We start from the raw sequence: 23,390 nt of genomic DNA, 5'->3' as shown, positions 1-23,390 counted from the left end.
AAAAAAAGCCGCCCGGAGGCGGCTTTTTGCGGCTTGGCGGGGCTTAGCGCATGCCCGGCATCATGCCCTTCATCGAGCGCATCATCTTCATCATGCCGCCGCCGGACAGCTTTTTCATCATGGTCTGCATCTGTTCGAACTGGGTCAGCATGCGGTTCACTTCCTGCACCTGGACGCCGGCGCCGGCCGCGATACGGCGCTTGCGGGCCGCCTTGATCAGTTCCGGCTTGGCGCGTTCCTGCGGCGTCATCGAGTCGATGATGCCAACCATGCGGCGCACCTGCTTCTCGGCCTGGTCCATGTTGGCGCCGGCCGCCGCTTGCTGGAACTGGGCCGGCAGCTTGTCGAGCAGGCCGCTCATGCCGCCCATTTTCTTCATCTGCGCCAGTTGCGCCTTGAAGTCGTTCATGTCGAACTTGCCACCCGACTTGACCTTGGCGGCCAACTCGGCTGCCGCCTTGGCGTCGACGTTTTTCTGCGCTTCCTCGACCAGGGCCAGGATGTCGCCCATGCCCAGGATACGGTTGGCCATGCGCTGCGGGTCGAACGCTTCCAGGCCGTCCAGCTTTTCCGACACGCCGGCAAACTTGATCGGCTTGCCGGTAATGTGGCGCACCGACAGCGCCGCGCCGCCGCGCGAATCGCCATCGAGCTTGGTCAGCACCACGCCGGTCAGCGGCAGCGCGTCGTTGAAGGCCTTGGCGGTGTTGATCGCGTCCTGGCCCAGCATGGCGTCGACCACGAACAGGGTTTCGATCGGCTTGACCGCGCCGTGCACGGCGGCGATCTCTTTCATCATCTCTTCGTCGATACCGAGGCGGCCGGCGGTGTCGATGATCAGCACGTCATGGTGGTGCTTCTTGGCCCAGTCCAAGGCGGCCAGCGCAATGTCGACCGGCTTGTCCTGCGCGCTGGACGGGAAGAAATCGGCGCCGACCTGGCCGGTTACCGATTGCAGCTGGGCGATAGCGGCAGGACGATACACGTCGGCCGATACGGTCAGCACTTTCTTCTTCTTTTGTTCTTTCAGGTACTTGGCCAGCTTGCCGACGGTGGTGGTCTTACCCACACCCTGCAGGCCTGCCATCAGGATGATGGCAGGCGGCTGCTGGGCGAACGACAGCTGTGAAGCTTCCGCGCCCAGGTCCGCGCCCATCAGGGCGCCCAGTTCGCGCTGCACCACGCCGACCAGGGCCTGGCCCGGGGTCAGCGAGGAAATCACTTCTTCGCCGAGGGCTTTTTCCTTGACCTTGGCGATGAATTCGCGCACGGCCGGCAGGGCGACGTCGGCCTCCAGCAGCGCCATGCGTACCTCGCGCAGCATCTCGGCGGTGTTGGATTCGGTCAGGCGGGCCTCGCCGCGCATCGTCTTGACGACTTTGGCAAGGCGCGTAGTCAGGTTGTCTAGCATTGGTGGCCTACTAATTAATAAGAGTGGTGCGATATGCGGAAAATCCCGCCATTCTACCTTAGTAGCTGGCGTCGGCGGCAGGCGCGGGCGGTGACCGCCGGTCTCTCACGAAATGTCACTGTCGTGCACAAATTTGCGAAATAAACAAAGTTTCTTCTTGACAAGAGATGCGACCTCCATGCATCTTGTTCATAAATTAATTTTATGGATGAACTTGTGCAAACGCTGGCCGTACCAAACCTGATCAATTTATTCGCGCCCGGCCGGCGGCGCGCACTGCGCCATTGGCGACTGGCCGCGGCAGCGGCAGCAGCCTGCCTTGCGCTGTACGGCGGCTGGCACCTGGCCCGCCCGGCTGTGGTCGACCAGCTGGCCGACGCCTTCCCGCCGGCGCTGCAGATGCAGCTGGGGCAGGGCATGCTGCAGCAACTGGAGCTGCAGGCGCTGAAGCCCAGCGAGCTGTCGGAAACGCACCGGGCCCGCATCAGCGCGGTGTTCTCCAGCCTGCAGGCGCCGCACGAGGGAGCGCCGCGCCACCGCCTGCTGTTCCGTAGCAGCCAACTGGGGGCGGCAGCCTTCACGCTGCCCTCGGGCGACATCATCCTGACCGACAGCCTGGTGCTGGCGCTGCCCGACGACGGGGCGGTGCTGGCGGTACTGGCGCACGAACTGGGTCACCAGCAGCAGCGCCACATGCTGCGCCGCCTGGTGCAGGAAGCCTTGCTGCCGGCGGTGGCCGGTGTGGTGCTGGGCGACACCAGCTGGCTGGTTTCCAGCATGGCAGCGCGAGCCCCGCACCTGAAGTGGCCGCAGCAGGCGGAAATCGAAGCCGACAACTATGCGGCCGACCTGCTGGAACATAACGGCTTGTCCTTGCGTCTCCTGGCCGAAGTGCAGGAGGCGCTGGGCGGCGCGGCCGGCACCACCGGCGCCGAGCGCGCCTACCTCTCGATCCATCCGCCGTGCGCGGAACGCCTGGCGCAACAGCGCGAACGCAGCGCTCTTTAAGCGCCACTGCCTTCAATGTATGATGGGCGCGGCCGCGCAGGCCAACTATTCATTAAGGAGAGCTGGATGAAACTGAAAAGTATCGGCAAGGCTGCGGCCCTCGCGGCGCTGATGTTGGCTGGCGGCGCGCAGGCGCAGGAAGTGGTGCGGCTGGGGAACCTGAAATTCGCCCACTACGGTGCCGTGTCCTATATCAAGGAGATCGCCCCGAAGTGCGGCATCAAGGTCGAAGAGCGCGTGTTCGCCAAGGGCCTGGACGTGATGTCCGCCGTGCTGGCCGGCGAGCTTGACGTGGGCGCGACCGCTTCCGAAGCGGCCATCTCCGGCCGCGCCGGCGGGGCGCCGATCTATGTGGTGGCCGGTTTCGCCAAAGGCGGCGCGCGCCTGGTGGGCCGCAGCGACCTGAATATCAAATCGATCAAGGACCTGAAGGGCAAGAAAGTCGGCGTCACGCGCGGCGGCATCCAGGAAGTGCTGCTGCTGGCGGAGCTGCAGCAGGCCGGCCTGACCGTCTCCGAGCAGCCGGGCAAGGACGTGCAGACCGTGCTGCTGGCTTACGCGGACCTGAACCAGGCCCTGCTCGGCAAGCATATCGACGCCATGATGCAGTCGGAGCCGCAATCCTCGCAGGCCATCAACAAAGGCTACGGGGTCGAGATCCTCAAGCCCTACAACACCCCGATCGGCGAGCCGATCCGGACCATGGTGATGACCGAGAAGTTCTACAAGGAGCGCCGCCCGGTGGCGGAAAAGTTCATGCGCTGCTTCGTGGAGGCGACCAAGACCTTCATCGACCAGCCGGCCACCGCCGAAAAATATGTGCGCGAGACCGTGTTCAAGGGCCAGATCACCAGCGACGATTTCCAGGATGCGATCGGCAATTCGCCATATTCGTATGACGTGACGCCGGAGCATATCCAGGTCACCACCGACATCATGGCAAAAACCGGCGTCGGCAAGATGGCCAAACCGCCGCTGGCCAAGGACTGGGTCAAGACCGACCTGCTGGAGCAGGCCAAGAAATCGCTGGGCGTCAAATGAAGGTCGCGTGGCGGGATGTTGGCGTCGGCCTGCTGGTGCCGGCATCGCTGGTGCTGGTCTGGCATTTCGTGACTTATCATGGCTGGGTGAATCCGCAGGCGCTGCCATCGCCGGAGGCGGTGGCGCGCAAGTGGGTGGAATACCTGCTGCCGCTGCAGCCATATGACGGCAACGGCAGCTGGCTGGTATGGGCTTTTTCCGGTGAATTGATCCACGATGCGATCGGCAGCATGTACCGCGTGCTGCTTGGTTTCGCCATCGGCGCCGGGCTGGCGCTACCCATGGGACTGGCCATGGGCGCCAGCGCCCACGCCTACCGCCTGTTCAATGTGCTGGTGCAGATCATCCGCCCGGTGCCGCCGATTGCCTACATCCCGCTGTCGATGCTGTGGTTCGGGCTGGGCAACCCGCCGGCCATCTTCCTGATCTCGCTGGGCGCCTTCTTCCCGGTGCTGATCAACACCATCGCCGGCGTGCGCCAGGTGGACGGCATCTATCTGCGCGCGGCGCGCAACCTGGGCGCTTCGGGCCCCACCATGTTCCTGCGTGTGATACTGCCGGCGGCCGTGCCTTCGATCCTGGCCGGCGTGCGGATCGGCATCGGCACCGCCTTCATCGTGGTGATCGTGGCGGAGATGGTGGCGGTGAATAACGGACTTGGCTTCCGCATCAGCGAAGCGCGCGAGTACTTCTGGTCGGACAAGATCATTGCCGGCATGATCACCATCGGCCTCCTGGGCCTGGCGATCGACGTCGCCATGGACCGCCTGAACAACCACCTGCTGCGCTGGCACCGCGGCCTGGAGGGCTGAATGAGCGCTGCACATATTGAAGTGAAGGGTGTCAGCAAGGTGTTCGGCACCTCGGTGGTGGCGCTGCAGGACATCAACCTGGAAATCCCGCGCGGGCAGTTCGTCTGCCTGCTGGGGCCTTCCGGCTGCGGCAAGTCGACCCTGCTGAACGCCATCGCCGGTTTTTCGCCGCCCACCAGCGGCAGTATCATCGCCGACGGCAAGCCGGTGGCCGACCCGGGCCCTGAGCGCGGCATGGTATTCCAGGAGTATGCGCTGTTCCCCTGGATGACGGTGGCCGACAACGTGGCCTTCGGGCTGGAAATCAAGGGCATGCCGAAGGCGCAGATCGAAGCCACGGTGGACAAGCTGCTCAAGACCCTGTCGCTGCAGGACTTCCGCCAGCGCTTCCCGAAAGACCTGTCGGGCGGCATGCGGCAGCGGGTGGCGATCGCCCGCGTGCTGGCGCTCGATTCGCCGATCATGCTGATGGACGAGCCGTTCGGCGCACTTGATGCGCTGACCCGGCGCGACCTGCAGGACGAACTGCTGCGCATCTGGGAAGAACAGAAAAAGACCATCATCTTCGTCACCCACAGCATCGAGGAAGCGATTTACCTGGCCGACCGTATCGTGGTCATGACTTACCGCCCCGGCACGGTCAAGCGCGACATCCTGGTCGACATGCCGCGCCTGCGCGACCCGTCGGCACCGGAGTTCAATGCCCTGAAGCGCGAACTGGGGCAGCTGGTGATGGAAGAACAACAACGCCACCACACCGCCGAGCTGCGTGCGGCGGCAGTCGATTAGCCGGGGTCTGGCTCCGACATGAGACACGCGCAGCGTGTTTCATGTTGTGTGCCTGACCCCACGGTGTTCGGGTGTTAAACTTACCGGATGCAAACTTATTTCCTGCTCGCAGCAACGCTGCTTTACCTGATTTGTGGCTTCCTCCCGTCGCGCAAAGCCGTGCCTATCGCCGCACTGACGGCCGGCGCCTGGCTGCTGCACGGGGCCGCGCTGTGGGTCGACGTCATGGTGCCCGGCTCGCTGCGCATCGGCTTTGCCACCATGCTGTCGTCGGCGCTGTGGATTTCGGTCGGCGCCTACTGGCTGGAAAACCAGAACTTCCCGCTGGACGGCCTGCGCCGCATCGTGATGCCGGTGGCCGCCCTGGCGGTGGCGCTGCAGGCCGGCTTCCCCGGTTCGCTGATCCCGACTGCCGGCCGCTCCGTCATGCTGGGCTGGCACATTGCCATCGCCACGCTGGCCTACAGTACGCTGACCATTGCCGCCTTCCACGCCGTGCTGATGGCGCTGCAGGAGTCGCGCCTGCATACGCGCAGCGACAGCCCGGGCTTTTTTGCCACGGCGCTGGACCAGTTGCCGGCCTTGCTGACGATGGAAAAGCTGCTGTTCCGCCTGATCGGCTTCGGCTTCGTGCTGCTTAGCCTGACCGTCCTGTCGGGCATCGTGTTCAGCGAAGAATTGTTTGGCCGGGCCCTGAAGTGGGACCATAAATCGGTCTTCACCCTGCTGTCCTGGGTCCTGTTCGCCGCCTTGCTGGCCGGCCGCCACTTCCGCGGCTGGCGCGGCAAGACGGCCCTCAGCTTCACGCTGGCGGGCTTTGCGACCCTGCTGCTGGCTTATGTCGGCAGCCGTTTTGTCCTGGAAGTGGTTTTACATCGAGGTTTGGCATGACACGACTCCTGTTCTGGCTGGCGCTGGTCTTCCTGGTGATCGCCGCCATCCGCAGCAAACTGCGCAAGATGAGCGGCCCGCAGCAAGGCGGCCACTCGCCGGCGCCGCAGCAGCCGCGCGCGGCCGAGCCGCAGCAGGCCGAGAAGATGCTGCAATGCGCCCATTGCGGCGTGCATTTCCCTGCCTCCGAAAACGTGCCGGCCAACGGCCGTGACTACTGCTGCGCGGCGCACGCCCCGCATTAAGCCCAGCGTGTTTGCCCGTCTCCATACCCTGTCGGCCGCCTCGCGCGACACCTTCTGGCGCTCGCTGAAGGCGCTCGGCGCCACCCGCATCGTGATTACCCTGGTGCTGGCGTTGTACTTCAGCGCCGGCAAGCTGTCGTTCCATGAACTGACGGTGCAGGTATGCGCGGCCTACCTGCTGGCGGCGGTGGCCATGCAGGTGCTGGCCATGCGCTGGCGCCGCCACTTCATGCTGCAGCTGATGTCGCAGGTGGCCGTCGACCTGACCTGCATTTCGCTGCTCTACCTTGCCGCTGGCGGCTTGCGCTCGGGGCTGGCCATCCTGTACCTGTTCCCGCTGGCCGGCTGCGCCATCCTGGCGCCGCTGGTGCTGTCGCTGTTCAGCGCTTCGCTGGCCACGCTGTTCATGCTGGCCGACAGCACCTACCTCGCCATATCCGGCGGCGAGTCGCTGGTTCTGCAGGCTGGCCTGTATGGCGTTGCCTGGTTTGCCGTGGTGCTGATCGTGAACCGCATGGCGGCACGCCTGATCGGCCAGGAAGAACTGGCGGCGCAGCGCGGCATCGAAATCGGCGTGCAGCAGGCCGTCAACCGCCTGGTGATCGCCCATTCGGCCGACGGCATCCTGGTGGTCGGGGCGGACAGCACCATCCATATGAGCAACCCGGCCGCCCAGCAAATGCTGGGCGGCGCGGCACAGATGCTCGATGGCGCTACCCTGCAGCCAATCGCAGTCGCCTACGAAGCCTGGCGCGGCGACCCGGAACAGGCCAGTGCCTTCATCACCATCAAGCCGTTCGAGGATCCCGGGCAGGCCGACCTGACGGCGGCCTGGAATTCTCGGCGCGACGTGGCCTTGCACCTGAAATTGCGCTTTGCCGCCGCCGACACCAACGGCCTGGATGTGGAACGCAACGTGATCTTCCTGGAAGACGTGACCGGCATCGAGGAAAAGGCGCAGCAGCTCAAGCTGGCCTCGATGGGACGCCTGACGGCCAGCATCGCGCATGAGGTGCGCAACCCGCTGTCGGCCATCGGCCACGCCAATTCCCTGCTGGAAGAGGATCTGCAAACGCCGGTGCAAAAGCGCCTGCTGAAGATCATCAGCGACAATGTGGCGCGCGTGAACCGCATGGTGGAAGACATCCTGCAATTGTCGCGCAAGGCGCAAAGCCACCACGACCCGATGGAACTGGAATCCTTCCTCAATGAATTGAAGGCGGAGTTCGACGAAACCCATAAGCTCGACCGCAAGATCGTCTGCCTGGGCGGCATGACCCAGGTGATGGTGCGCTTCGATCCGCTGCACCTGCGCGAGGTGCTGATCAACCTGCTCAACAACGCGGTGCGCTATGCCAGCGGCACGCCGGCCAGCATCCGCGTCTTCATCGTGCAGGTGGCCGGCCGGCCGCTGGAGCTGCACGTGCAGGACGATGGCCCCGGCATTTCGCCGCAGGTGCGGGCCCACCTGTTCGAGCCGTTCTACACAACATCAAGCAAGGGCACGGGCCTGGGCCTGTATCTGGCGCGTGAATTGTGCTTGAATAACGATGCCATGCTGGATTACGAACACCGCTTCGAAGCCAGTGTGACAGAGGGCGGCGCGCGCAAGTCGAGCGGCCGCTTTGTCATTACATTTGCGAAAAACACATGACTTCTCCACGTGTCCTGGTCGTTGACGATGAAGCCGACCTGCGCGAATTGCTGGAAATTACCCTGCTGAAGATGGGGCTGGACGTGGACAGCACCGAAACCCTTCAGCAAGCGCGCCAGCACTTTGCCGAAAAAGATTATCAACTGGTGCTGACCGACATGCGCCTGCCCGACGGCCTTGGGCTGGACCTGGTGCGCGAGGTGACGGCCAGCGGCAAGAATATCCCGATTGCCGTGGTAACGGCCTTTGGCAGCGCCGAAAATGCGGTGGTGGCGCTGAAAGCGGGGGCTTTCGACTATGTGAGCAAGCCGGTGCAGCTCGAGCAGTTGCGCATCCTGGTGCAGTCGGCATTGAAGGTGAGCGACAGCGCCCCGGCTGCCGCCCCGGCGCGCGGACAGCCGCAAAGCCGGCTGCGCGGCAGTTCGGCGGCGATCCAGTCGCTGCGTGCCCAGATTGCACGGCTGGCGCGTTCGATGGCGCCGATTGCCATCAATGGCGAGTCGGGTAGCGGCAAGGAGCTGGCAGCGCGCGAAATCCACGCCCAGAGTTCGCGCGCCGACAAGGCATTCATCGCCGTCAACTGCGGCGCCATTCCGGAAGCACTGATGGAGGCCGAGTTTTTCGGCTACCGCAAGGGCGCCTTTACTGGCGCGGCCGACGAACGCGACGGCTTCTTCCAGGCAGCCAATGGCGGCACCCTGATGCTGGACGAGGTGGCCGACCTGCCGCTGGCGATGCAGGTCAAGCTGCTGCGCGCGATCCAGGAACGGCGGGTGCGCAAGATCGGCGCCACGGCCGAAGAGCCGGTCGACGTGCGGATCATCTCCGCCACCCACAAGAACCTGGAAAAGCTGGTGGAGCAGGGCCTGTTCCGGCAGGACTTGTTCTACCGCCTGAACGTGATCGAGCTGCGCCTGGCGCCCTTGCGCGAGCGGCTAGATGACCTGGATGAACTGGTCGAAGCCATCCTGGCGCGGCTGGGCAGTTTTGAGCACAAGGTGGTGCTGGCGCCCGGCGTGCTGGAGGTGTTGAAGGGCTATTCCTTCCCGGGCAATGTGCGGGAGCTGGAAAACATCCTGGAACGCGCCTTGGCATTCTCCAACGATGGCGTGATTTCGGCGGAAGACCTGGCGCTGAAGGGCGGCAGCCTGCCGCCGGCCGTGCCGGTGGCCGCGCCGGCCGCTCCCGCCAGCCCGGCTGCCAGCGTGCCGGCGGCAAGCGAGGCGGCCGAGGCCGCGGCGCCGGAGGTGGCGCCATCGAGCGAGCCGGCCATGCCGCCGCTGCCGGTATTCGACGTCCTGCCGAGCAACCTGCCGGCCTACCTGGAAGCGGTCGAGCGCGACATCCTCACCCGTGCCCTGGCCCAGACCAATTACAACCGCACCCAGGCTGCCCAGCTGCTGGGCATCAGCTTCCGCCAGCTGCGCTACCAGATGCAGAAGCTGAACATCCAGGACCCGGGTTAGCGCTTCGGGGCGGCGGGGCAGCCGCCGCCCGAATGGTCTATAATCCCGGTCCGCCGCGAAAAACCCCCACGTTAATGTAGCGTTTTCGCCAACGCACAACCCCGTGCTGCGTTGCAACATTGCTTATTAACTCAGCATGCAAAAAGCAGTGTTAGTGCTCGCACACCGCCGATCGCCTGTAGCGATGGGGGCTATCAAAAGTCAATAGATTTCGTGGTCTAAACGAAAAAATTTCACCTTGTAGTATCCAGATCCCGTCACTACAATTAGTGGACGGAATTCGATGGTTCACTAGATATAGTGGTCATAAACAAATACTGAATACGCGGAGCATAAATGCAATCTAATCAAGATATTTCCACCACTCAGGCGCCTCACGTGCCTGTTTCCGCTGGCGAAACTGCCGGCGGCGTCGCTGTTTCCGCTAGCCAACTGGCCGACTACCGCATCATCCGCCGCAATGGCGCCGTGGTAGCTTTCGAGCCAACCAAGATCGCTGTGGCAATGACCAAGGCTTTCCTGGCGGTGAACGGCGGCCAGGGTGCGGCTTCCGCCCGCATCCGCGAACTGGTGGAAGAACTGACCGGGAAAGTCGTGGCTGCCCTGATGCGCCACCAGCCAACCGGCGGCACTTTCCATATCGAAGACGTGCAAGACCAGGTTGAACTGGCCCTGATGCGCTCCGGCGAACACGACGTGGCTCGCTCCTACGTGCTGTACCGCGCCAAGCACATGGAAGAACGCCGCCTGAAGAAAGAGGCAGCCGGCGCCGCCGCCGCCGCTGAGCCACAGATCAACGTCACCGAGAACGGCGTAGCCCGTCCACTGGTGATGCAGGAAGTGCGCGACCTGATCGGCGCCGCCTGCAAGGGCCTGGAAAAGCACGTCGATGCCGACGCCATCCTGGCCGAAACCGTGAAGAACCTGTACGACGGCGTGCCGGTCGAAGAACTGCACAAGTCCGCCATCCTGGCTGCCCGCGCGCTGATGGAAAAGGACCCTGCGTACTCCCAGGTGACCGCCCGCATCCTGCTGCACACCATCCGTAAGGAAGTCTTCGGCAAGGAAGTGCCGCAAGCCGGCGCCGCCGCTGCCTACATCGAGTACTTCCCGCAGTACATCGCCAAAGGTATCGCCGCTGAACTGCTGAACGAAGAACTGGGCAAGTTCGACCTGGCCAAGCTGGCCAAGGCCCTGGTGGCCGACCGCGACCTGCAGTTCGGCTACATCGGCCTGCAAACCCTGTACGACCGCTACTTCCTGCACGTGCGCGATGTGCGCATCGAAATGCCGCAGGCCTTCTACATGCGCGTCGCCATGGGCCTGGCCCTGAACGAGACCAACCGCGAAGCGCGCGCCATCGAGTTCTACAACCTGCTGTCGACCTTCGACTTCATGTCGTCGACCCCGACCCTGTTCAACTCCGGCACCCAGCGTTCGCAGCTGTCCTCCTGCTACCTGACCACCGTGTCCGACGACCTGGAAGGCATCTACGACGCCATCAAGGAAAACGCACTGCTGGCCAAGTTCGCCGGCGGCCTGGGTAACGACTGGACCCCGGTGCGTGCACTGGGCGCCCACATCAAGGGCACCAACGGCAAGTCGCAAGGCGTGGTGCCGTTCCTGAAAGTGGTGAACGACACCGCCGTGGCAGTGAACCAGGGCGGCAAGCGCAAGGGCGCCGTCTGCGCCTACCTGGAAACCTGGCACATGGACATCGAGGAATTCCTCGACCTGCGCAAGAACACCGGCGACGACCGCCGCCGCACCCACGACATGAACACCGCGAACTGGATTCCGGACATGTTCATGAAGCGCGTGATGGAAAAGGGCACCTGGACCCTGTTCTCGCCATCGGACGTGCCTGACCTGCACGACAAGTTCGGCAAGGAATTCGAAGAAGCCTACCTGGGCTACGAAGCCAAGGCAGCCAACGGCGAACTGCGCCTGTTCAAGAAGATCGAAGCGCTGGACCTGTGGCGCAAGATGCTGTCGATGCTGTTCGAAACCGGCCACCCATGGATCACCTTCAAGGATCCTTGCAACATCCGTTCGCCGCAGCAGCACGTGGGCGTGGTGCACTCGTCGAACCTGTGCACCGAGATCACCCTGAACACCAACGCCGACGAAATCGCCGTCTGCAACCTGGGTTCCGTGAACATGCCGGCCCACATGAAGGAAGGCAAGATCGACCACGTCAAGCTGCAGAAGACCATCCGCACCGCCATGCGCATGCTGGACAACGTGATCGACATCAACTACTACGCGGTTGAGAAAGCGCGCAACGCCAATATGCGCCACCGTCCGGTCGGCCTGGGCGTGATGGGCTTCCAGGACTGCCTGCACATGATGCGCGTGCCATACGCTTCGATGGAAGCGGTGCAGTTTGCCGACACCTCGATGGAAGCAGTGTGCTACTACGCCTACCTGGCTTCGACCGAGCTGGCGGAAGAGCGCGGCCGTTACGAATCGTATGAAGGCTCGCTGTGGTCGCGCGGCATCCTGCCGCAAGACTCCGTGCGCCTGCTGGCAGAGCAGCGCGGCGGCTACCTGGAGCAGGACCTGTCCTCCTCCATGGACTGGACTCCGGTGCGTGAACGCATCGCCAAGTTCGGCATGCGCAACTCGAACTGCGTAGCGATCGCCCCGACCGCAACCATTTCGAACATCATCGGCGTGTCGGCCTGCATCGAACCGACCTTCCAGAACCTGTACGTGAAGTCCAACCTGTCCGGCGAATTCACCGAGATCAACGCCTACCTGGTGCGCGACCTGAAGGCACGCGACCTGTGGGACGAAGTGATGATCGCCGACCTGAAGTACTTCGACGGCTCGCTGAGCAAGATCGACCGCGCACCGCAAGACCTGCGCGACATCTACGCCACCGCGTTCGAAGTGTCGCCAACCTGGCTGGTGGAAGCGGCATCGCGCCGCCAGAAGTGGATCGACCAGGCACAGTCGCTGAACATTTACATGGCAGGTGCATCCGGCAAGAAGCTGGACGAAACCTACAAGCTGGCATGGCTGCGTGGCCTGAAGACCACCTATTACCTGCGCACTATCGCTGCGTCGCACATGGAGAAATCCACCACCCGTACCGGCGCGCTGAACGCCGTGTCCGCGAACGTGCCGGATGCCCCAGCAGCAGTGACTGCCGAGGTAACCGAAGGCGCCGCCTGCTACCTGCGTCCTGGTGACCCAGGTTTCGAGGAATGCGAAGCCTGCCAGTAATACAATAGTCATAGTTAAAACCGTCTGTGCAAAGTTTGCGGCGCTGAAAGGTACCGCTGGCCGTCGAGCAGACGGTGTCTGACCCTGCGGGTCAGACACCGGTTTACCGGTTTAAAAAGAGTCAATCAAAGAGGAAAAAACCAATGCTATCCTGGGATGATGAAGCCGCGGCAGCACCGCGCCAAACCCCACCGCCGGGCGCCGCTGACGAAGCCACCGCCGAACAAGTCGCCCTGCGCGTCAACGCCGACGACAAGCGCGTCATCAACGGCCAGACCGACGTCAACCAACTGGTGCCATTCAAGTACAAATGGGCCTGGGACAAATACCTGGCCGGCTGCGCCAACCACTGGATGCCGCAGGAAGTGAACATGCAGCGCGACATCGAGCTGTGGAAGAACCCGAACGGCCTGTCCGAAGACGAGCGCCGCCTGGTCAAGCGCAACCTGGGCTTCTTCGTCACCGCCGACTCCCTGGCAGCCAACAATATCGTGCTGGGCACCTACCGCCACATCACCGCTCCCGAGTGCCGTCAGTACCTGCTGCGCCAGGCGTTCGAAGAGGCGATCCATACCCACGCCTACCAGTACATCGTCGAGTCCCTGGGCCTGGACGAGCAGGAGATCTTCAACGCCTACAACGAGGTAGCGTCGATCCGCGACAAGGACCAGTTCCTGATCCCGTTCATCAACGTGCTGACCGACCCAGCGTTCAAGACCGGCACCCTGGAGACCGACCAGCAACTGCTGAAGTCCCTGATCGTGTTCGCCTGCCTGATGGAAGGCCTGTTCTTCTACGTCGGCTTCACCCAGATCCTGGCGCTGGGCCGTCAGAACAAGATGATGGGCGCTGCCGAGCAGTACCAGTACATCCTGCGCGACGAGTCGATGCACTGCAACTTCGGTATCGACCTGATCAACACCATCAAGCTGGAAAATCCACAACTGTGGACTCCAGCCTTCAAGGAAGAGATCAAAGGCCTGTTCCTGCAAGCGGTGGAACTGGAATACCGCTACGCGGAAGACACCATGCCACGTGGCGTGCTGGGCCTGAACGCCGCCATGTTCAAAGGCTACCTGCGCTTCATCGCCAACCGCCGCGCCACCCAGATCGGTCTGGAAACCCTGTTCGACCAGGACGAGAATCCATTCCCATGGATGTCGGAAATGATCGACCTGAAGAAGGAACGCAACTTCTTCGAAACGCGCGTGACCGAGTACCAGACCGGCGGCGCGCTGAGCTGGGATTAATCGCCGTCCTCACGCGATGCCCGTCGTCGCGTGATGGATCCGAAGGCCCCTTGGTGAGAACCGAGGGGCTTTTGCTTTTTGCAATGAGCGAACAGCGGTCCTTAGCCGCGCACGGCTGAAATCAGGTTTCCTTAACTTTTGTATAATTGCGCGTTTATTAATATTGCAGATATACAACATGGAAGAAACCACCAACCCCGAACAATCGAAGCGCGCCAGGAATCTGGGCCGCATTGCCATCTACATTTTTGCCGCAGTCGGCCTGCTGTTCTCGCTGCTGATCGCCGTGATGGCGCTGCGTGAAAAGCCGCAAGCTGCGCGCACCTTCGATGCCAACGAAGCCATCGACGGCGTCATGACGCGCAACTATGGCAAGTACTCCGAGACCCAGCAAGGCTGGCTCTACGTCGATGAAACCAGCCACGTCACCTACCTTGTGACTGTTGTGCAGCAAAAGAAAGTGGACGGCAAGGAAGGTGATGAGCTCTACCTGGTGACCAGCGGCCGTGCCGTCGCAAACAAGGACGAAGACGATTCGTTCTATGGCGTGTTCCAACTGCGCTACCGCGACGGACAGCTTTATGAATACAGCGATCCGCGCCGCCCGAGCGGTGTCGACCCGGTCACCCCGGAGCGCGTGCATTTCGAAGCCCTGAGCGCCGATGTGTGGGGGTGGGTGGTAAAGACCATCTCCAATGAGTCTGGCGTGGGCGAACATTTCACGACCACCAGCAACGTGGTGCTGGCGCCGCGCAACGAACAGATTGCCGTGCTGACCGAGTTCAACGCGGCATTCCAGGTCCTGGGTGGGGGCGACTGCAAGGAAACCGAAAACCGGTACGCTGAATGGGAAAAAGCAAAGGGTGAAAAGAAGGCTGCGCCGGCCGAAGGGGAAGTCGCCCAGGAAGCCTCGAACGAGGAAGCCGAAGAGGAGTACGAAATCGTTCCGCCCCGCTGCACCCAGCTGCAATGGTCGTACCGTACCGATCCGGTGAGCGACTCGACCTTCACCCCGCTGTACATCACGCGCAAGGCCGGCATGCAAGGCGGTGCGCAGGTCGAAGCGAAAACCTGGAAGGTGATGTTCGATCCAAAGAGCTTCACCTACCTGATGCCGCAAGAGCTGAAAGACGTGGGCTCGTAAAGCCGGACGGGCACCTAACGGAACTGGGCCAGGATCCGTGCGAGCGTGCCGTCCCTGGCGGCGGCAGCGATCGCGCGATTTGCCTCTTCCAGGCTGAGATGGCCCTTGCGTGAAACTGCGCAGCGGGTATTGAAGCTTGCCGCGGACAAGGGCGGGTGCAATTTCAGCGGAATCGCCCGCAGGCGCTGCCGGTATTCGAGCACGCCGCGCGCGATCAGGATATGGTGGACCCGGCCGCGCGCAAGTTTCTCGAGGTTGGTTTCCATATTGGGGGAGTCGTCGCGTACAAAGCCGGCGCCCAGGATCTTTTCGATTTCAGGATGCTGGTAGCCGAGGATGGTGCCGATGGCCTGTCCGCGCAGGTCGGCGATGGCGTGCGGTTGCGGCTGGCCGGCATCGGTGACCACGACTTCCTCCGCCGTGAACACCGTTTCCGTCCATAAATAGTCCCCTTCGATCCATTCCGGCGTATAGCCGCACAGGATGTCTGCCTCGCCTTGTTGCAGCGCCCTGGCAATCCGCTTGCGCGGCAACAGCAGGAAGCGCAGCTCGCGCCCGGTGCCGCGGGCCAGCGCTTCTCCCAGCATCTTGTGCACGCCATCGGTCAGGCGGCCATTTTCAATACGCGACATGGGCATGTCGGCCGCACGGTCGACCAGCACGACAAGCTCCTCGCACCATCCGCCAGGGGCGAACAGCAGCAGGCAGCCAAGGACGAGCAGGCGAAGCGGTTTCATACTGGGCGGTCGCGAGGGCACGGATTGAGTTGTACAGTATTGTGTGCAATGATGGCACGCAAATTGACACAAAGGAATCCATGCTGCCACGCACGCTTTTCTGTCTTTTCCTGCTCGTGCTTAGCCCGCTAAGCCATGCCCTGCAAGCGGCCAAGCCCCCGGCCCAGCCGGAAGCGCCGGCCGCGCGGCTCGCCGTCGGCAACCGGACCGTCTTCGTGTTCCGCGCAATGTTGAGTGGCTACACCCCACAAGACCGCGCCGAGGCCGCGGACAAACGCCTCGAACGCGCGCTCGCGCAAGGCGGCCCGCAGCAGGCCAGCATTTGCTCGATCAACGAAGGCACGCAAGTCCTGCTGGACGGTTCACTGCTGTTCCTGGTGTCCCCCGCCGACGTCAACGCCCTGGCAGGCGATACCACCGATCTCCTCGCCCATGAAAGCGCGGCGCAACTGGGCAAGGCGCTGCTGGAGCGCCGCGAGCAGCGCAGCCCGGCCTACATTGCCCAGGCGCTTGCCCTGTGCGCCCTGGCAACCGGCGCGCTTGCGGTTTTCCTGTGGATGCTCGCGGCGCTGCGCCGGCAGGGCAGGCGGCGGCTGGAGGCGATCCTGGGGCGGCGCCTGGCCCAGGTCCGGGTCCGCAACGTGCGCGTCCTGGACGCGGAGCACCTGGTTCACTTCATGCGGCTCACCATGGACGTTGTGGTCTGGTTTCTCGGGCTGTTGGCGGCCTACGTCTGGCTGGCCTTTGTCCTGGCGCGGATTCCTTTCGCGCGCAACTGGGGCGAGCGCCTGCAGCAGTTCCTGCTCGATACCGCTGCGGATATCGGCAACAACGTGGCGGGTGCCATTCCCGGCCTGTTGCTGGTCGCTGTGATCGTGGTCCTGGCCCGTCTTGCCAGCGCCACGCTGGCTTCCGTCTTCAAGCGCATCGAAAGCGGCGAGCTGCATTTCGGCTGGCTCGATCGCGATACGGCCGTACCGACGCGCCGGCTGGGAACTGCGGTGATCTGGCTGTTTGCGCTGGCCATGGCCTATCCCTACCTGCCCGGTTCGCACACTGCGGCATTCCAGGGCGTGACGGTGCTGGCTGGGCTGATGCTGTCGATTGGTGCGTCCAGCATCGTCGGCCAGGGCGCCGCGGGGCTGATCCTGATGTACACGCGGGCGCTGCGCAAGGGCGATTACGTCAGCATCGGCAACGTGCAGGGCACCGTGGTGGAACCGGGGATCTTCGATACCCGCGTGCGCACCGGTATGGGCGTTGACGTGGCAATGCCGAATGCATGGGTGCTGTCGAATACCATCAACAACTACTCGCGCGCCGTCCCCGGCGCCTACGTGCTGGATACCACCGTGACCATCGGCTACGACACGCCCTGGCGCCAGGTCTACGCCATGCTGGAGGAAGCGGCTGCCATGACCGAAGGCATTGCTGCCGAGCCGCGGCCGTATGTGATCCAGAGCGCGCTGTCCGATTTCTATATCGAGTACAAGCTCGTGGCCTGTTCGGTATTGAGCTCGCCCAGCAGTCGTGCCGAGCTGATTAGCCTCCTGCACCAGAAGGTGGTCGATGTCTTCAATCGCGAGGGCGTCCAGATCATGTCGCCGCATTTCACGCAGGAGCCGCAGCAACCGCACATCGTTTCGCCAGCGAGATAAGGCATTGGCCATGCTTCCATGGATGTTGATTGTTGCTTCAAGCTGGGCCGCGCAGCCGGTTGCGATTCGCGTTGCGGCGCAGGCCGACTCCGAACCGAAGTTTGTCGCGCAAGGCGCTGCGGTCACCGGTAGCTGCATCGATATTTTCCGCGCGATCGAAAAGGTGGACCCCCGGCTCAAGTTCGTCGGCGAGCAGCAGTGGATGCCGCTCAAGCGCATCGAGGCCCTGATCGTGGGCCGCAAGCTGGATGCCGCTTGCGGCCTGGTGCGAAGCGATGAGCGCATTGCCGCTTACAACATCCCGGACACCCCCCTGTTTTCCGTCAACTACCATATGCTGGTGCGCGCCGATGATCCGGTGAATGTGAAGAACTTCGACGACGTGCGCGATCTGAACCAGGAAGGCGTCGTCCTCGTCAACGCTGGCAGCGGCGCTATCGCGGCGCTCAGGAAAGCGGGCAAGCTGAAAGTGGACAGCACGGCCAATACCGCCGCGCAGAACATCGGCAAGCTGCTGGCGGGCCGGGGGCGCTTTTTCTATTACCGCGTCCCTGGCCTGAACTCGGAAATCAGGAAGGCCGGCAAGGAACGCAGGGTGCGGATACTGCCTTCGGTGTTCGACACGCAGGTGTTTTACATGGTGCTGGGAAGGCATGTCGACAAGGAGACGGAAGACAGAATCGGGCAGGCGCTAAGCCATCTCGACGAGCACGGCGAATTGCAGCAAATTGCGGAAAAGTGGTCCGCTTACTGATGGTGGTATGATGATCGGCTAATTACATCATATTATGATATAAAAAATGCCGTCTTCACCAGATTCACTGGCCAAGGCCGATTTCATGGCCCTGTCCGAATTCCGCTACCAGATGCGGCGCTTCGAGCGCTTTTCCGAAAATGCGGCCCAGGCCGAGGGCATCACGCCGTTGCAGTACTTGCTGCTGTTGCATATCAAAGGCTTTCCCGGCCGCGAATGGGCAACGGTCGGCGAGCTGGCCGAACGGCTGCAGGCGCAGCAGCATGGCGTCGTCGCCTTGCTGGGCCGCTGCGAGGCGGCCGGGCTGGTGCAGCGCCGCCCGCATGTGCAAGACCGGCGCCGGGTCGAAGTCCACCTGCTGCCTGCCGGCGAAGAAGTGCTGGCGCGCCTGGCAGCCATGCACCGCGCCGAACTGCAGTCGCTGCACGGCGTTTTCACTGTTCCCAACCTGCCTCCCAAACCATGAAACCGTATGATCCACGCCGCGACTTCAGCGGCGACGCGCGCCTGTTGCAGATCGGCGCAATGGCCGCCTTTATCGGCACGCTGAGTACCGGCACCGCCTGGGTGCTGCTGAAGGCGATCGCGCTGTTTACCAACCTGTTCTTCTTCCAGTCTCTGTCTGTTGCGCCGCAATCGCCGGCCGCCCATGGGCTGGGCGCCTGGGTGATCGTGGTGCCCGTCATCGGCGCCATCGTGATCGGGTTGATCGCCCGCTATGGCTCGGAACAGATCCGCGGCCATGGCATTCCGGAGGCGATTGAAGCCATCCTGTTCAAGCGCAGCGCAATGTCGCCCAAGGTGGCGGTGCTCAAGCCGCTGGCGTCGGCAATTGCCATCGGCAGCGGCGGACCGTTCGGCGCCGAGGGGCCGATCATCATGACCGGCGGCGCCGTCGGCTCGCTGTTCGCCCAGCATTTCCATTTGAGCGATGCCGAGCGCAAGACACTGCTGGTGGCCGGTGCGGTGGCCGGCATGACGGCCGTCTTCGGCACGCCGATTGCGGCAGTGCTGCTGGCGGTCGAACTGCTGCTGTTCGAACTGCGCCCGCGCAGCCTGCTGCCGGTTGCCATTGCCTGCGCGGTGGCCGGCTTCCTGCGGCCGCTGCTGATGGAAGCGGGGCCGCTGTTCCCTCAGCAAAGCCCGGTGCTGCCGCCGGTGGCCTTGCTGTCCTGCGTGGTGGCCGGCGTGTTGTGCGGCGCCATGGCGTGGCTGCTGTCGACCGCCCTGTACCGCGTGGAAGACGGCTTCCACAAACTGCCAATCCACTGGATGTGGTGGCCGGCGCTGGGTGCCGTTGCCATCGGTATCGGTGGCTACCTCCAGCCGCGCGCGCTGGGTGTTGGCTACGACGTGATCGGCGACCTGCTGCAAAACCACCTGGCCGCCGGCGTGGTGGCGACGCTGCTGGTGGCCAAGGCCATCATGTGGCTGATCGCGCTGGGTTCGGGCACTTCCGGCGGCGTGCTGGCGCCCTTGCTGATGCTGGGCGCCGGTCTGGGCACGGTGCTTGGGCCTTACCTGCCGGGCGGCTCGCCGGCAGTCTGGCCGCTGGTGTTCATGGCCGCCACCTTGGGCGGCATGATGCGCGCACCCATCATGGCCACCGTGTTTGCCTATGAACTGACGCATGATGCGAATGCGCTGCTGCCGGTGCTGGCAGCATCGGTGGTGGCGTATGGCTTCACCGTGATCACCATGCACCGCTCGATCCTGACTGAAAAGATTGCCCGCCGTGGCCACCATATTTACCGCGAATACGGCATCGATCCCCTGGAGCGGCATAGCGTGGAAGAGGTGATGACGGCAGCCCCAGTGGCGATCGACGCAGATGCAAGGGTGGCCGACGTGCTGGCCTCGCATTTCGGCGCCACGCAGCGCCATCGCGCCTACCCGGTCACCAGCAACGGCATGGTGCTTGGCATGCTCGATCGCGCTACGCTGGAGCAGGCCAGCCATGCTGTCCACGTGCGCGAGCTGTATGGCGTGAATGCGCCTATCGTGGCCCTGCGCGGCGAGACTTGCCGCACGGTGGCGGTGCGGCTGGCGGTGCACGGCGTGGAACGCCTACCGGTGGTGGCCGATGCAGCCGGCCGCCAACTGGTGGGCGTGATCAGCCGCAGCGACATGATCAAGTCCTCGCTTTCGCTGGACAACGAGGAGCATCGGCGCCACCGCTTCCGGCGCTTCACGCTGAAGCCCTGACGCGCACGGCGCGGTACTAACCCAACAGTGCGATCGAATTTCTGCAATGCTGTTATCGTTTTCGTTTTGATAATTATTGCAGCGATGCGGACCGAACTCCTTACCCAGGTTTACGCTGGCCTGGCACAGTTTTCCAGTGCCAGCCGATTGTATGAACTCAAGCTGGAATCGGATGGGGAATATGGCTCCGGCGGCTTGCTGGTGGAAGCCTTCCTGGCCGACGACGCCTTGCAGGAGGTTGGCGCGCGCGATGTCATCGTGCTGTCCACCAGTGCCAAGGTCTCGCTGCAAGCGCTGCTCGGCCAGCGCGCCACCGTCGAGGCCAGCCTGGCCGATGCCAGCCGGACCCGCTTCCACGGCTACATCAGCGGCGCCGCCATGCTGGGCAGCGAAGGCGGCCTGGCGCGCTATCGCCTGCGCCTTACCCCCTGGCTCTGGCTGGCGACCCAGCGCCGCAACAGCCGGGTGTGGCAAGACAAGAGCGTGGCCGACATCATCGACGCCGTCTTCTCCGAATATTCCCCGCATGCCAAATGGCAGTGGAGCGAAGACGCGCGTACTGCCATGCAGTCGGTCCCACCGCGCAGCTACTGCTGCCAATACCGCGAATCCGATTACGAGTTCGTGCGGCGGCTGCTGACGGAAGAGGGCATCGGCTGGCGTTTCGAAGACGGCGAAGAAGAACAGACCATGATGCTGTTCGCCGACAGCACGCTCAAGGAGGCCACGCCGGAAGACGCCGGCAGCGCCGCTGGCTGCGGCCTGCGCTACCATGCCGCCCGCGCTGGGGAGCAGCAGGACAGCATCCAGTCGCTGAACAGTGCGCGCAGCTTGATCAGCGGCACGGTGTCTGTGACCAGCTACGACTACAAAGCCAAGAAGGCGGTCAGCAAGAGCGTGCCGACCCGGCTGCACAACTTCGGCAAGCACGCCCAGTTGCCGGAGAGCTTCGACTATCCCGGCCAATATTTTTACGCCGACGGCGGCGAGGCCGAACGGTATGCCACGCTCCATATGCAGGCACTGGAGGCGCATAGCCAGCTATGGCAAGCCCGCTCGACGGTGCGCACGCTGCGCGCCGGCACCCGCTTCACCCTGACCCAGGGCCCGCTCGAAACGTCCGCCGGCGGCGAGCATTTTGTCGTGCTGCGCGTCATTAGCGTCGGCGTCAATAACTTGCCGGTGGCGGTCAGGCAAGGGCTGGCCGAATTGTTCGGCCCCATCCCGGAGTTGCTGGAGGACCTGGGTGCGCCTCTTGCCGGCATGCCGGAAGACTTCAGCGCCACGTTGGCGCAGGCATCCGGCAGCGGTTACGCCAACAGCTTCACCGCGCTGGACGCTGCTTTGCCATGGCGGCCGATGCACGCCAGCGGCGAGGGCCGCCAGCATGCCAAACCCACGGCACTGGGTTCGCAGAGCGCCATCGTGGTGGGCGCCGATGGCAACGACCGGCCGGCCGGCGCCGACGAAATTTACTGCGACAGCCTGGGGCGGGTGCGCATCCGCTTCCATTGGCAGGACGAAGCCGATGCCACGTGCTGGGTGCGCGTGGCGCAGCGCCTGGCCGGTGGCGGCATGGGCAGCCAGTTCCTGCCGCGCATTGGGCAGGAGGTGCTGGTGCAGTTCCTGGAAAACGATATCGACCGTCCACTGATTGTCGGTGCCCTGTACAACGGCCAGGGCGAAGGCGGCGTTCCGCACACGCCTGGCGGCGAGACACGCACACAGGCGGCCGATGCCTTCGGCCAGGCGCATGACCATGCCGTTTCAGGGCAGGGCAACCTGGCGGGCGGCCATAGCCCGGCATGGCATGGCGCGGCCGGCGGCACTCCCGGCCATCGCAATGCGGCAGCCCAGTGGGGCGTGCGCAGCAAGGAATTCGGCGGCGAGGGCTACAACCAGCTGCTGTTCGACGACACCGACAACCAGGGCCGCATCCAGATGCGCACCACCCTCGCGGCGACGGAACTGAACCTGGGGCACCTGGTGCACAGCGCCGACAATTTCCGCGGCAGCCTGCGCGGGCAGGGGGCGGAGTTGCGCAGCGATGCTTATGGCGCGGTGCGGGCGGGCGCGGGCCTGCTGGTCACCAGTTACCGGATCCAGCATGGCGCCGGCCAGCGCGATCCTGCCGGCGACAACGCTGCCGGCATCGCGATGGTCAAGCAGGCAGTCAAGCTGGCGGAAACCTTCAGCGATGCTGCCCTTAAACACCAGACGGTTGGCATGGCTGCGCACATGGGCGCGCGCAAGTCCAGGGCCAGCGCGCTGGATGGGAAGGAGGCGCCGCTGCAAGCGCTGCTGACCTCAGTGTCCGGCATGGTCGGCGAGCGGCACCTCGACGCTGCGCTCAACGATGCCGGCAAGCGCAAGACAACGGCCGGCACCGGCCAGTTGCCGCATGTGAGTGATCCGATCGTGGCGATTTCGGCCAAGGATGGCATGGCCATGACGGCTGCACGGGACTTGCAAGTGGCAGCTGGTGAGGTGGCCGCTGTCGCGAGCGGGCAAGATAGCCAGTTCGCCACTGGCGGCCAGCTTCGCGTACATACCGGTCAGGCGCTGGGCGTGCTGGGTGGCGCGGTTGCACCCGGCCAGCAGGATATCGGCGTGCAGCTCATTGCAGCCCGCGATCCGATTGACGTCCAGGCCCAGGCTGGGACACTGGGCGTGCAGGCCCACGGCATGGTCGATGTGAAGAGCGCAAACGCGCATGTCGACTTTGCCTCAGCCAAAAAACTCAGCCTGTCCACTGCGGGCGGCGCGAATATCACCATCGACGGCGGCAATATCACCATTCAATGCCCGGGCAAGATCACGATCAACGCCGGCAAAAAATCCTTCGTTGGGCCAGCCCGCAGCAACTACCCGATGGCCGCCTTGCCGCGTTCGGAAATGAAGATCAAGAAGAAGTACGCCTTTTCGTCCTAAATTTGTTTGGTTCAAGTGATTATTAGTCCCCGAAAGAGGACATCGCATTTGTGGCTGATGTTGTGTATGAGTACGTGCGCAGGGGCACAGCCAAATCCTGAGCCTGCGTCCACGCCATCAGTTACAGTGACCGTACCAAATTTTGATCGAGGCGGCTCGCCTT

At 63.6% G+C, this 23,390-nt stretch carries 18 protein-coding genes; 16 read left to right on the top strand and 2 right to left on the bottom strand.

The annotated features are described in order from the left end of the window. Positions 1–43 precede the first annotated feature (43 nt). Positions 44–1,411, bottom strand: a complete 1,368-nt coding sequence (gene ffh / locus ASD58_RS09495) for a signal recognition particle protein (protein WP_057260869.1) — start codon at positions 1,409–1,411, stop codon at positions 44–46. A 204-nt stretch (positions 1,412–1,615) separates the two neighbouring features. Between ffh and ASD58_RS09490 the strand changes: the two genes are divergently transcribed. The 11 genes from ASD58_RS09490 (at position 1,616) to ASD58_RS09440 (ending at position 14,942) form a co-directional block, all read left to right on the top strand. Then, positions 1,616–2,419, top strand: a complete 804-nt coding sequence (locus ASD58_RS09490) for a M48 family metallopeptidase (RefSeq protein WP_057260868.1) — start codon at positions 1,616–1,618, stop codon at positions 2,417–2,419. Positions 2,420–2,485: 66 nt separating this feature from the next. Continuing rightward, positions 2,486–3,460, top strand: a complete 975-nt coding sequence (locus tag ASD58_RS09485) for an ABC transporter substrate-binding protein (RefSeq protein WP_057260867.1) — start codon at positions 2,486–2,488, stop codon at positions 3,458–3,460. Next, entirely contained in the window at positions 3,457–4,272 is an 816-nt protein-coding gene (locus ASD58_RS09480; RefSeq protein WP_057260866.1) for an ABC transporter permease, read from the top strand. The genes ASD58_RS09485 and ASD58_RS09480 overlap by 4 nt, the downstream gene beginning before the upstream one ends. After that, positions 4,273–5,061, top strand: a complete 789-nt coding sequence (locus ASD58_RS09475; protein ID WP_057260865.1) for an ABC transporter ATP-binding protein — start codon at positions 4,273–4,275, stop codon at positions 5,059–5,061. It begins immediately after the preceding gene. Positions 5,062–5,148: 87 nt separating this feature from the next. Beyond that, positions 5,149–5,952, top strand: coding sequence for an inner membrane protein YpjD (locus tag ASD58_RS09470; protein WP_057260864.1), 804 nt, complete (start codon positions 5,149–5,151; stop codon positions 5,950–5,952). Next, positions 5,949–6,197, top strand: coding sequence for a PP0621 family protein (locus ASD58_RS09465; protein ID WP_057260863.1), 249 nt, complete (start codon positions 5,949–5,951; stop codon positions 6,195–6,197). Before ASD58_RS09470 ends, ASD58_RS09465 begins: the two co-directional genes overlap by 4 nt. 7 nt (positions 6,198–6,204) lie before the next feature. Then, positions 6,205–7,851, top strand: a complete 1,647-nt coding sequence (locus ASD58_RS09460) for a PAS domain-containing sensor histidine kinase (protein ID WP_057260862.1) — start codon at positions 6,205–6,207, stop codon at positions 7,849–7,851. Next, positions 7,848–9,317 (top strand): sigma-54 dependent transcriptional regulator, encoded by a 1,470-nt coding sequence (locus ASD58_RS09455; RefSeq protein ID WP_057260861.1) that lies wholly within the window; start codon positions 7,848–7,850, stop codon positions 9,315–9,317. Before ASD58_RS09460 ends, ASD58_RS09455 begins: the two co-directional genes overlap by 4 nt. 336 nt (positions 9,318–9,653) lie before the next feature. Then, positions 9,654–12,548 (top strand): ribonucleoside-diphosphate reductase subunit alpha, encoded by a 2,895-nt coding sequence (locus ASD58_RS09450; protein WP_057260860.1) that lies wholly within the window; start codon positions 9,654–9,656, stop codon positions 12,546–12,548. A 143-nt stretch (positions 12,549–12,691) separates the two neighbouring features. Next, entirely contained in the window at positions 12,692–13,798 is a 1,107-nt protein-coding gene (locus ASD58_RS09445) for a ribonucleotide-diphosphate reductase subunit beta (protein ID WP_057260859.1), read from the top strand. A 178-nt stretch (positions 13,799–13,976) separates the two neighbouring features. After that, a complete protein-coding gene (locus tag ASD58_RS09440; RefSeq protein WP_057260858.1) occupies positions 13,977–14,942 on the top strand; it encodes a hypothetical protein in 966 nt (321 codons plus the stop codon). A 14-nt stretch (positions 14,943–14,956) separates the two neighbouring features. Here ASD58_RS09440 and ASD58_RS09435 read toward each other — a convergent pair whose 3' ends face one another. After that, positions 14,957–15,679: an ABC transporter substrate-binding protein gene (locus ASD58_RS09435; protein ID WP_057260857.1), complete on the bottom strand. Its 723-nt coding sequence runs from the start codon at positions 15,677–15,679 to the stop codon at positions 14,957–14,959. An 80-nt stretch (positions 15,680–15,759) separates the two neighbouring features. Here ASD58_RS09435 and ASD58_RS09430 point away from each other — a divergent pair, with 80 nt between their 5' ends. From ASD58_RS09430 to ASD58_RS09410, 5 genes are all read left to right on the top strand, one after another. Beyond that, positions 15,760–17,337 carry a mechanosensitive ion channel family protein gene (locus ASD58_RS09430; RefSeq protein WP_082565345.1) on the top strand — a complete coding sequence of 526 codons (1,578 nt, stop codon included), beginning with the start codon at positions 15,760–15,762 and terminating at the stop codon, positions 17,335–17,337. A gap of 10 nt (positions 17,338–17,347) precedes the next feature. After that, positions 17,348–18,091: an ABC transporter substrate-binding protein gene (locus ASD58_RS09425; RefSeq protein ID WP_057260855.1), complete on the top strand. Its 744-nt coding sequence runs from the start codon at positions 17,348–17,350 to the stop codon at positions 18,089–18,091. Between the two features lie 46 nt (positions 18,092–18,137). After that, positions 18,138–18,557, top strand: coding sequence for a MarR family winged helix-turn-helix transcriptional regulator (locus ASD58_RS09420; RefSeq protein ID WP_057260854.1), 420 nt, complete (start codon positions 18,138–18,140; stop codon positions 18,555–18,557). After that, positions 18,554–20,296 (top strand): chloride channel protein, encoded by a 1,743-nt coding sequence (locus tag ASD58_RS09415; RefSeq protein ID WP_057260853.1) that lies wholly within the window; start codon positions 18,554–18,556, stop codon positions 20,294–20,296. The genes ASD58_RS09420 and ASD58_RS09415 overlap by 4 nt, the downstream gene beginning before the upstream one ends. Positions 20,297–20,380: 84 nt before the next feature. Then, on the top strand, positions 20,381–23,227 hold the full coding sequence (locus ASD58_RS09410; protein ID WP_057260852.1) for a type VI secretion system Vgr family protein: 2,847 nt from the start codon (positions 20,381–20,383) through the stop codon (positions 23,225–23,227). Positions 23,228–23,390 lie beyond the last annotated feature (163 nt).

It is taken from the genome of Duganella sp. Root1480D1 (assembly GCF_001427305.1).
GTDB lineage: Bacteria > Pseudomonadota > Gammaproteobacteria > Burkholderiales > Burkholderiaceae_D > Rugamonas.
The sequence above is the reverse complement of the archived record's forward strand: the minus strand, read 5'-3'. Positions and strand labels throughout refer to the sequence as shown.

What these genes read in the sequence shown, in the direction of transcription:
- ffh (WP_057260869.1), bottom strand. Translation starts at nt 1,411, where the DNA reads ATGCTAGACAACCTGACTACGCGCCTTGCCAAAGTCGTCAAGACGATG.
- ASD58_RS09490 (WP_057260868.1), top strand. Translation starts at nt 1,616, where the DNA reads ATGGATGAACTTGTGCAAACGCTGGCCGTACCAAACCTGATCAATTTA.
- ASD58_RS09485 (WP_057260867.1), top strand. Translation starts at nt 2,486, where the DNA reads ATGAAACTGAAAAGTATCGGCAAGGCTGCGGCCCTCGCGGCGCTGATG.
- ASD58_RS09480 (WP_057260866.1), top strand. Translation starts at nt 3,457, where the DNA reads ATGAAGGTCGCGTGGCGGGATGTTGGCGTCGGCCTGCTGGTGCCGGCA.
- ASD58_RS09475 (WP_057260865.1), top strand. Translation starts at nt 4,273, where the DNA reads ATGAGCGCTGCACATATTGAAGTGAAGGGTGTCAGCAAGGTGTTCGGC.
- ASD58_RS09470 (WP_057260864.1), top strand. Translation starts at nt 5,149, where the DNA reads ATGCAAACTTATTTCCTGCTCGCAGCAACGCTGCTTTACCTGATTTGT.
- ASD58_RS09465 (WP_057260863.1), top strand. Translation starts at nt 5,949, where the DNA reads ATGACACGACTCCTGTTCTGGCTGGCGCTGGTCTTCCTGGTGATCGCC.
- ASD58_RS09455 (WP_057260861.1), top strand. Translation starts at nt 7,848, where the DNA reads ATGACTTCTCCACGTGTCCTGGTCGTTGACGATGAAGCCGACCTGCGC.
- ASD58_RS09450 (WP_057260860.1), top strand. Translation starts at nt 9,654, where the DNA reads ATGCAATCTAATCAAGATATTTCCACCACTCAGGCGCCTCACGTGCCT.
- ASD58_RS09445 (WP_057260859.1), top strand. Translation starts at nt 12,692, where the DNA reads ATGCTATCCTGGGATGATGAAGCCGCGGCAGCACCGCGCCAAACCCCA.
- ASD58_RS09440 (WP_057260858.1), top strand. Translation starts at nt 13,977, where the DNA reads ATGGAAGAAACCACCAACCCCGAACAATCGAAGCGCGCCAGGAATCTG.
- ASD58_RS09435 (WP_057260857.1), bottom strand. Translation starts at nt 15,679, where the DNA reads ATGAAACCGCTTCGCCTGCTCGTCCTTGGCTGCCTGCTGCTGTTCGCC.
- ASD58_RS09430 (WP_082565345.1), top strand. Translation starts at nt 15,760, where the DNA reads ATGCTGCCACGCACGCTTTTCTGTCTTTTCCTGCTCGTGCTTAGCCCG.
- ASD58_RS09425 (WP_057260855.1), top strand. Translation starts at nt 17,348, where the DNA reads ATGCTTCCATGGATGTTGATTGTTGCTTCAAGCTGGGCCGCGCAGCCG.
- ASD58_RS09420 (WP_057260854.1), top strand. Translation starts at nt 18,138, where the DNA reads ATGCCGTCTTCACCAGATTCACTGGCCAAGGCCGATTTCATGGCCCTG.
- ASD58_RS09415 (WP_057260853.1), top strand. Translation starts at nt 18,554, where the DNA reads ATGAAACCGTATGATCCACGCCGCGACTTCAGCGGCGACGCGCGCCTG.
- ASD58_RS09410 (WP_057260852.1), top strand. Translation starts at nt 20,381, where the DNA reads ATGCGGACCGAACTCCTTACCCAGGTTTACGCTGGCCTGGCACAGTTT.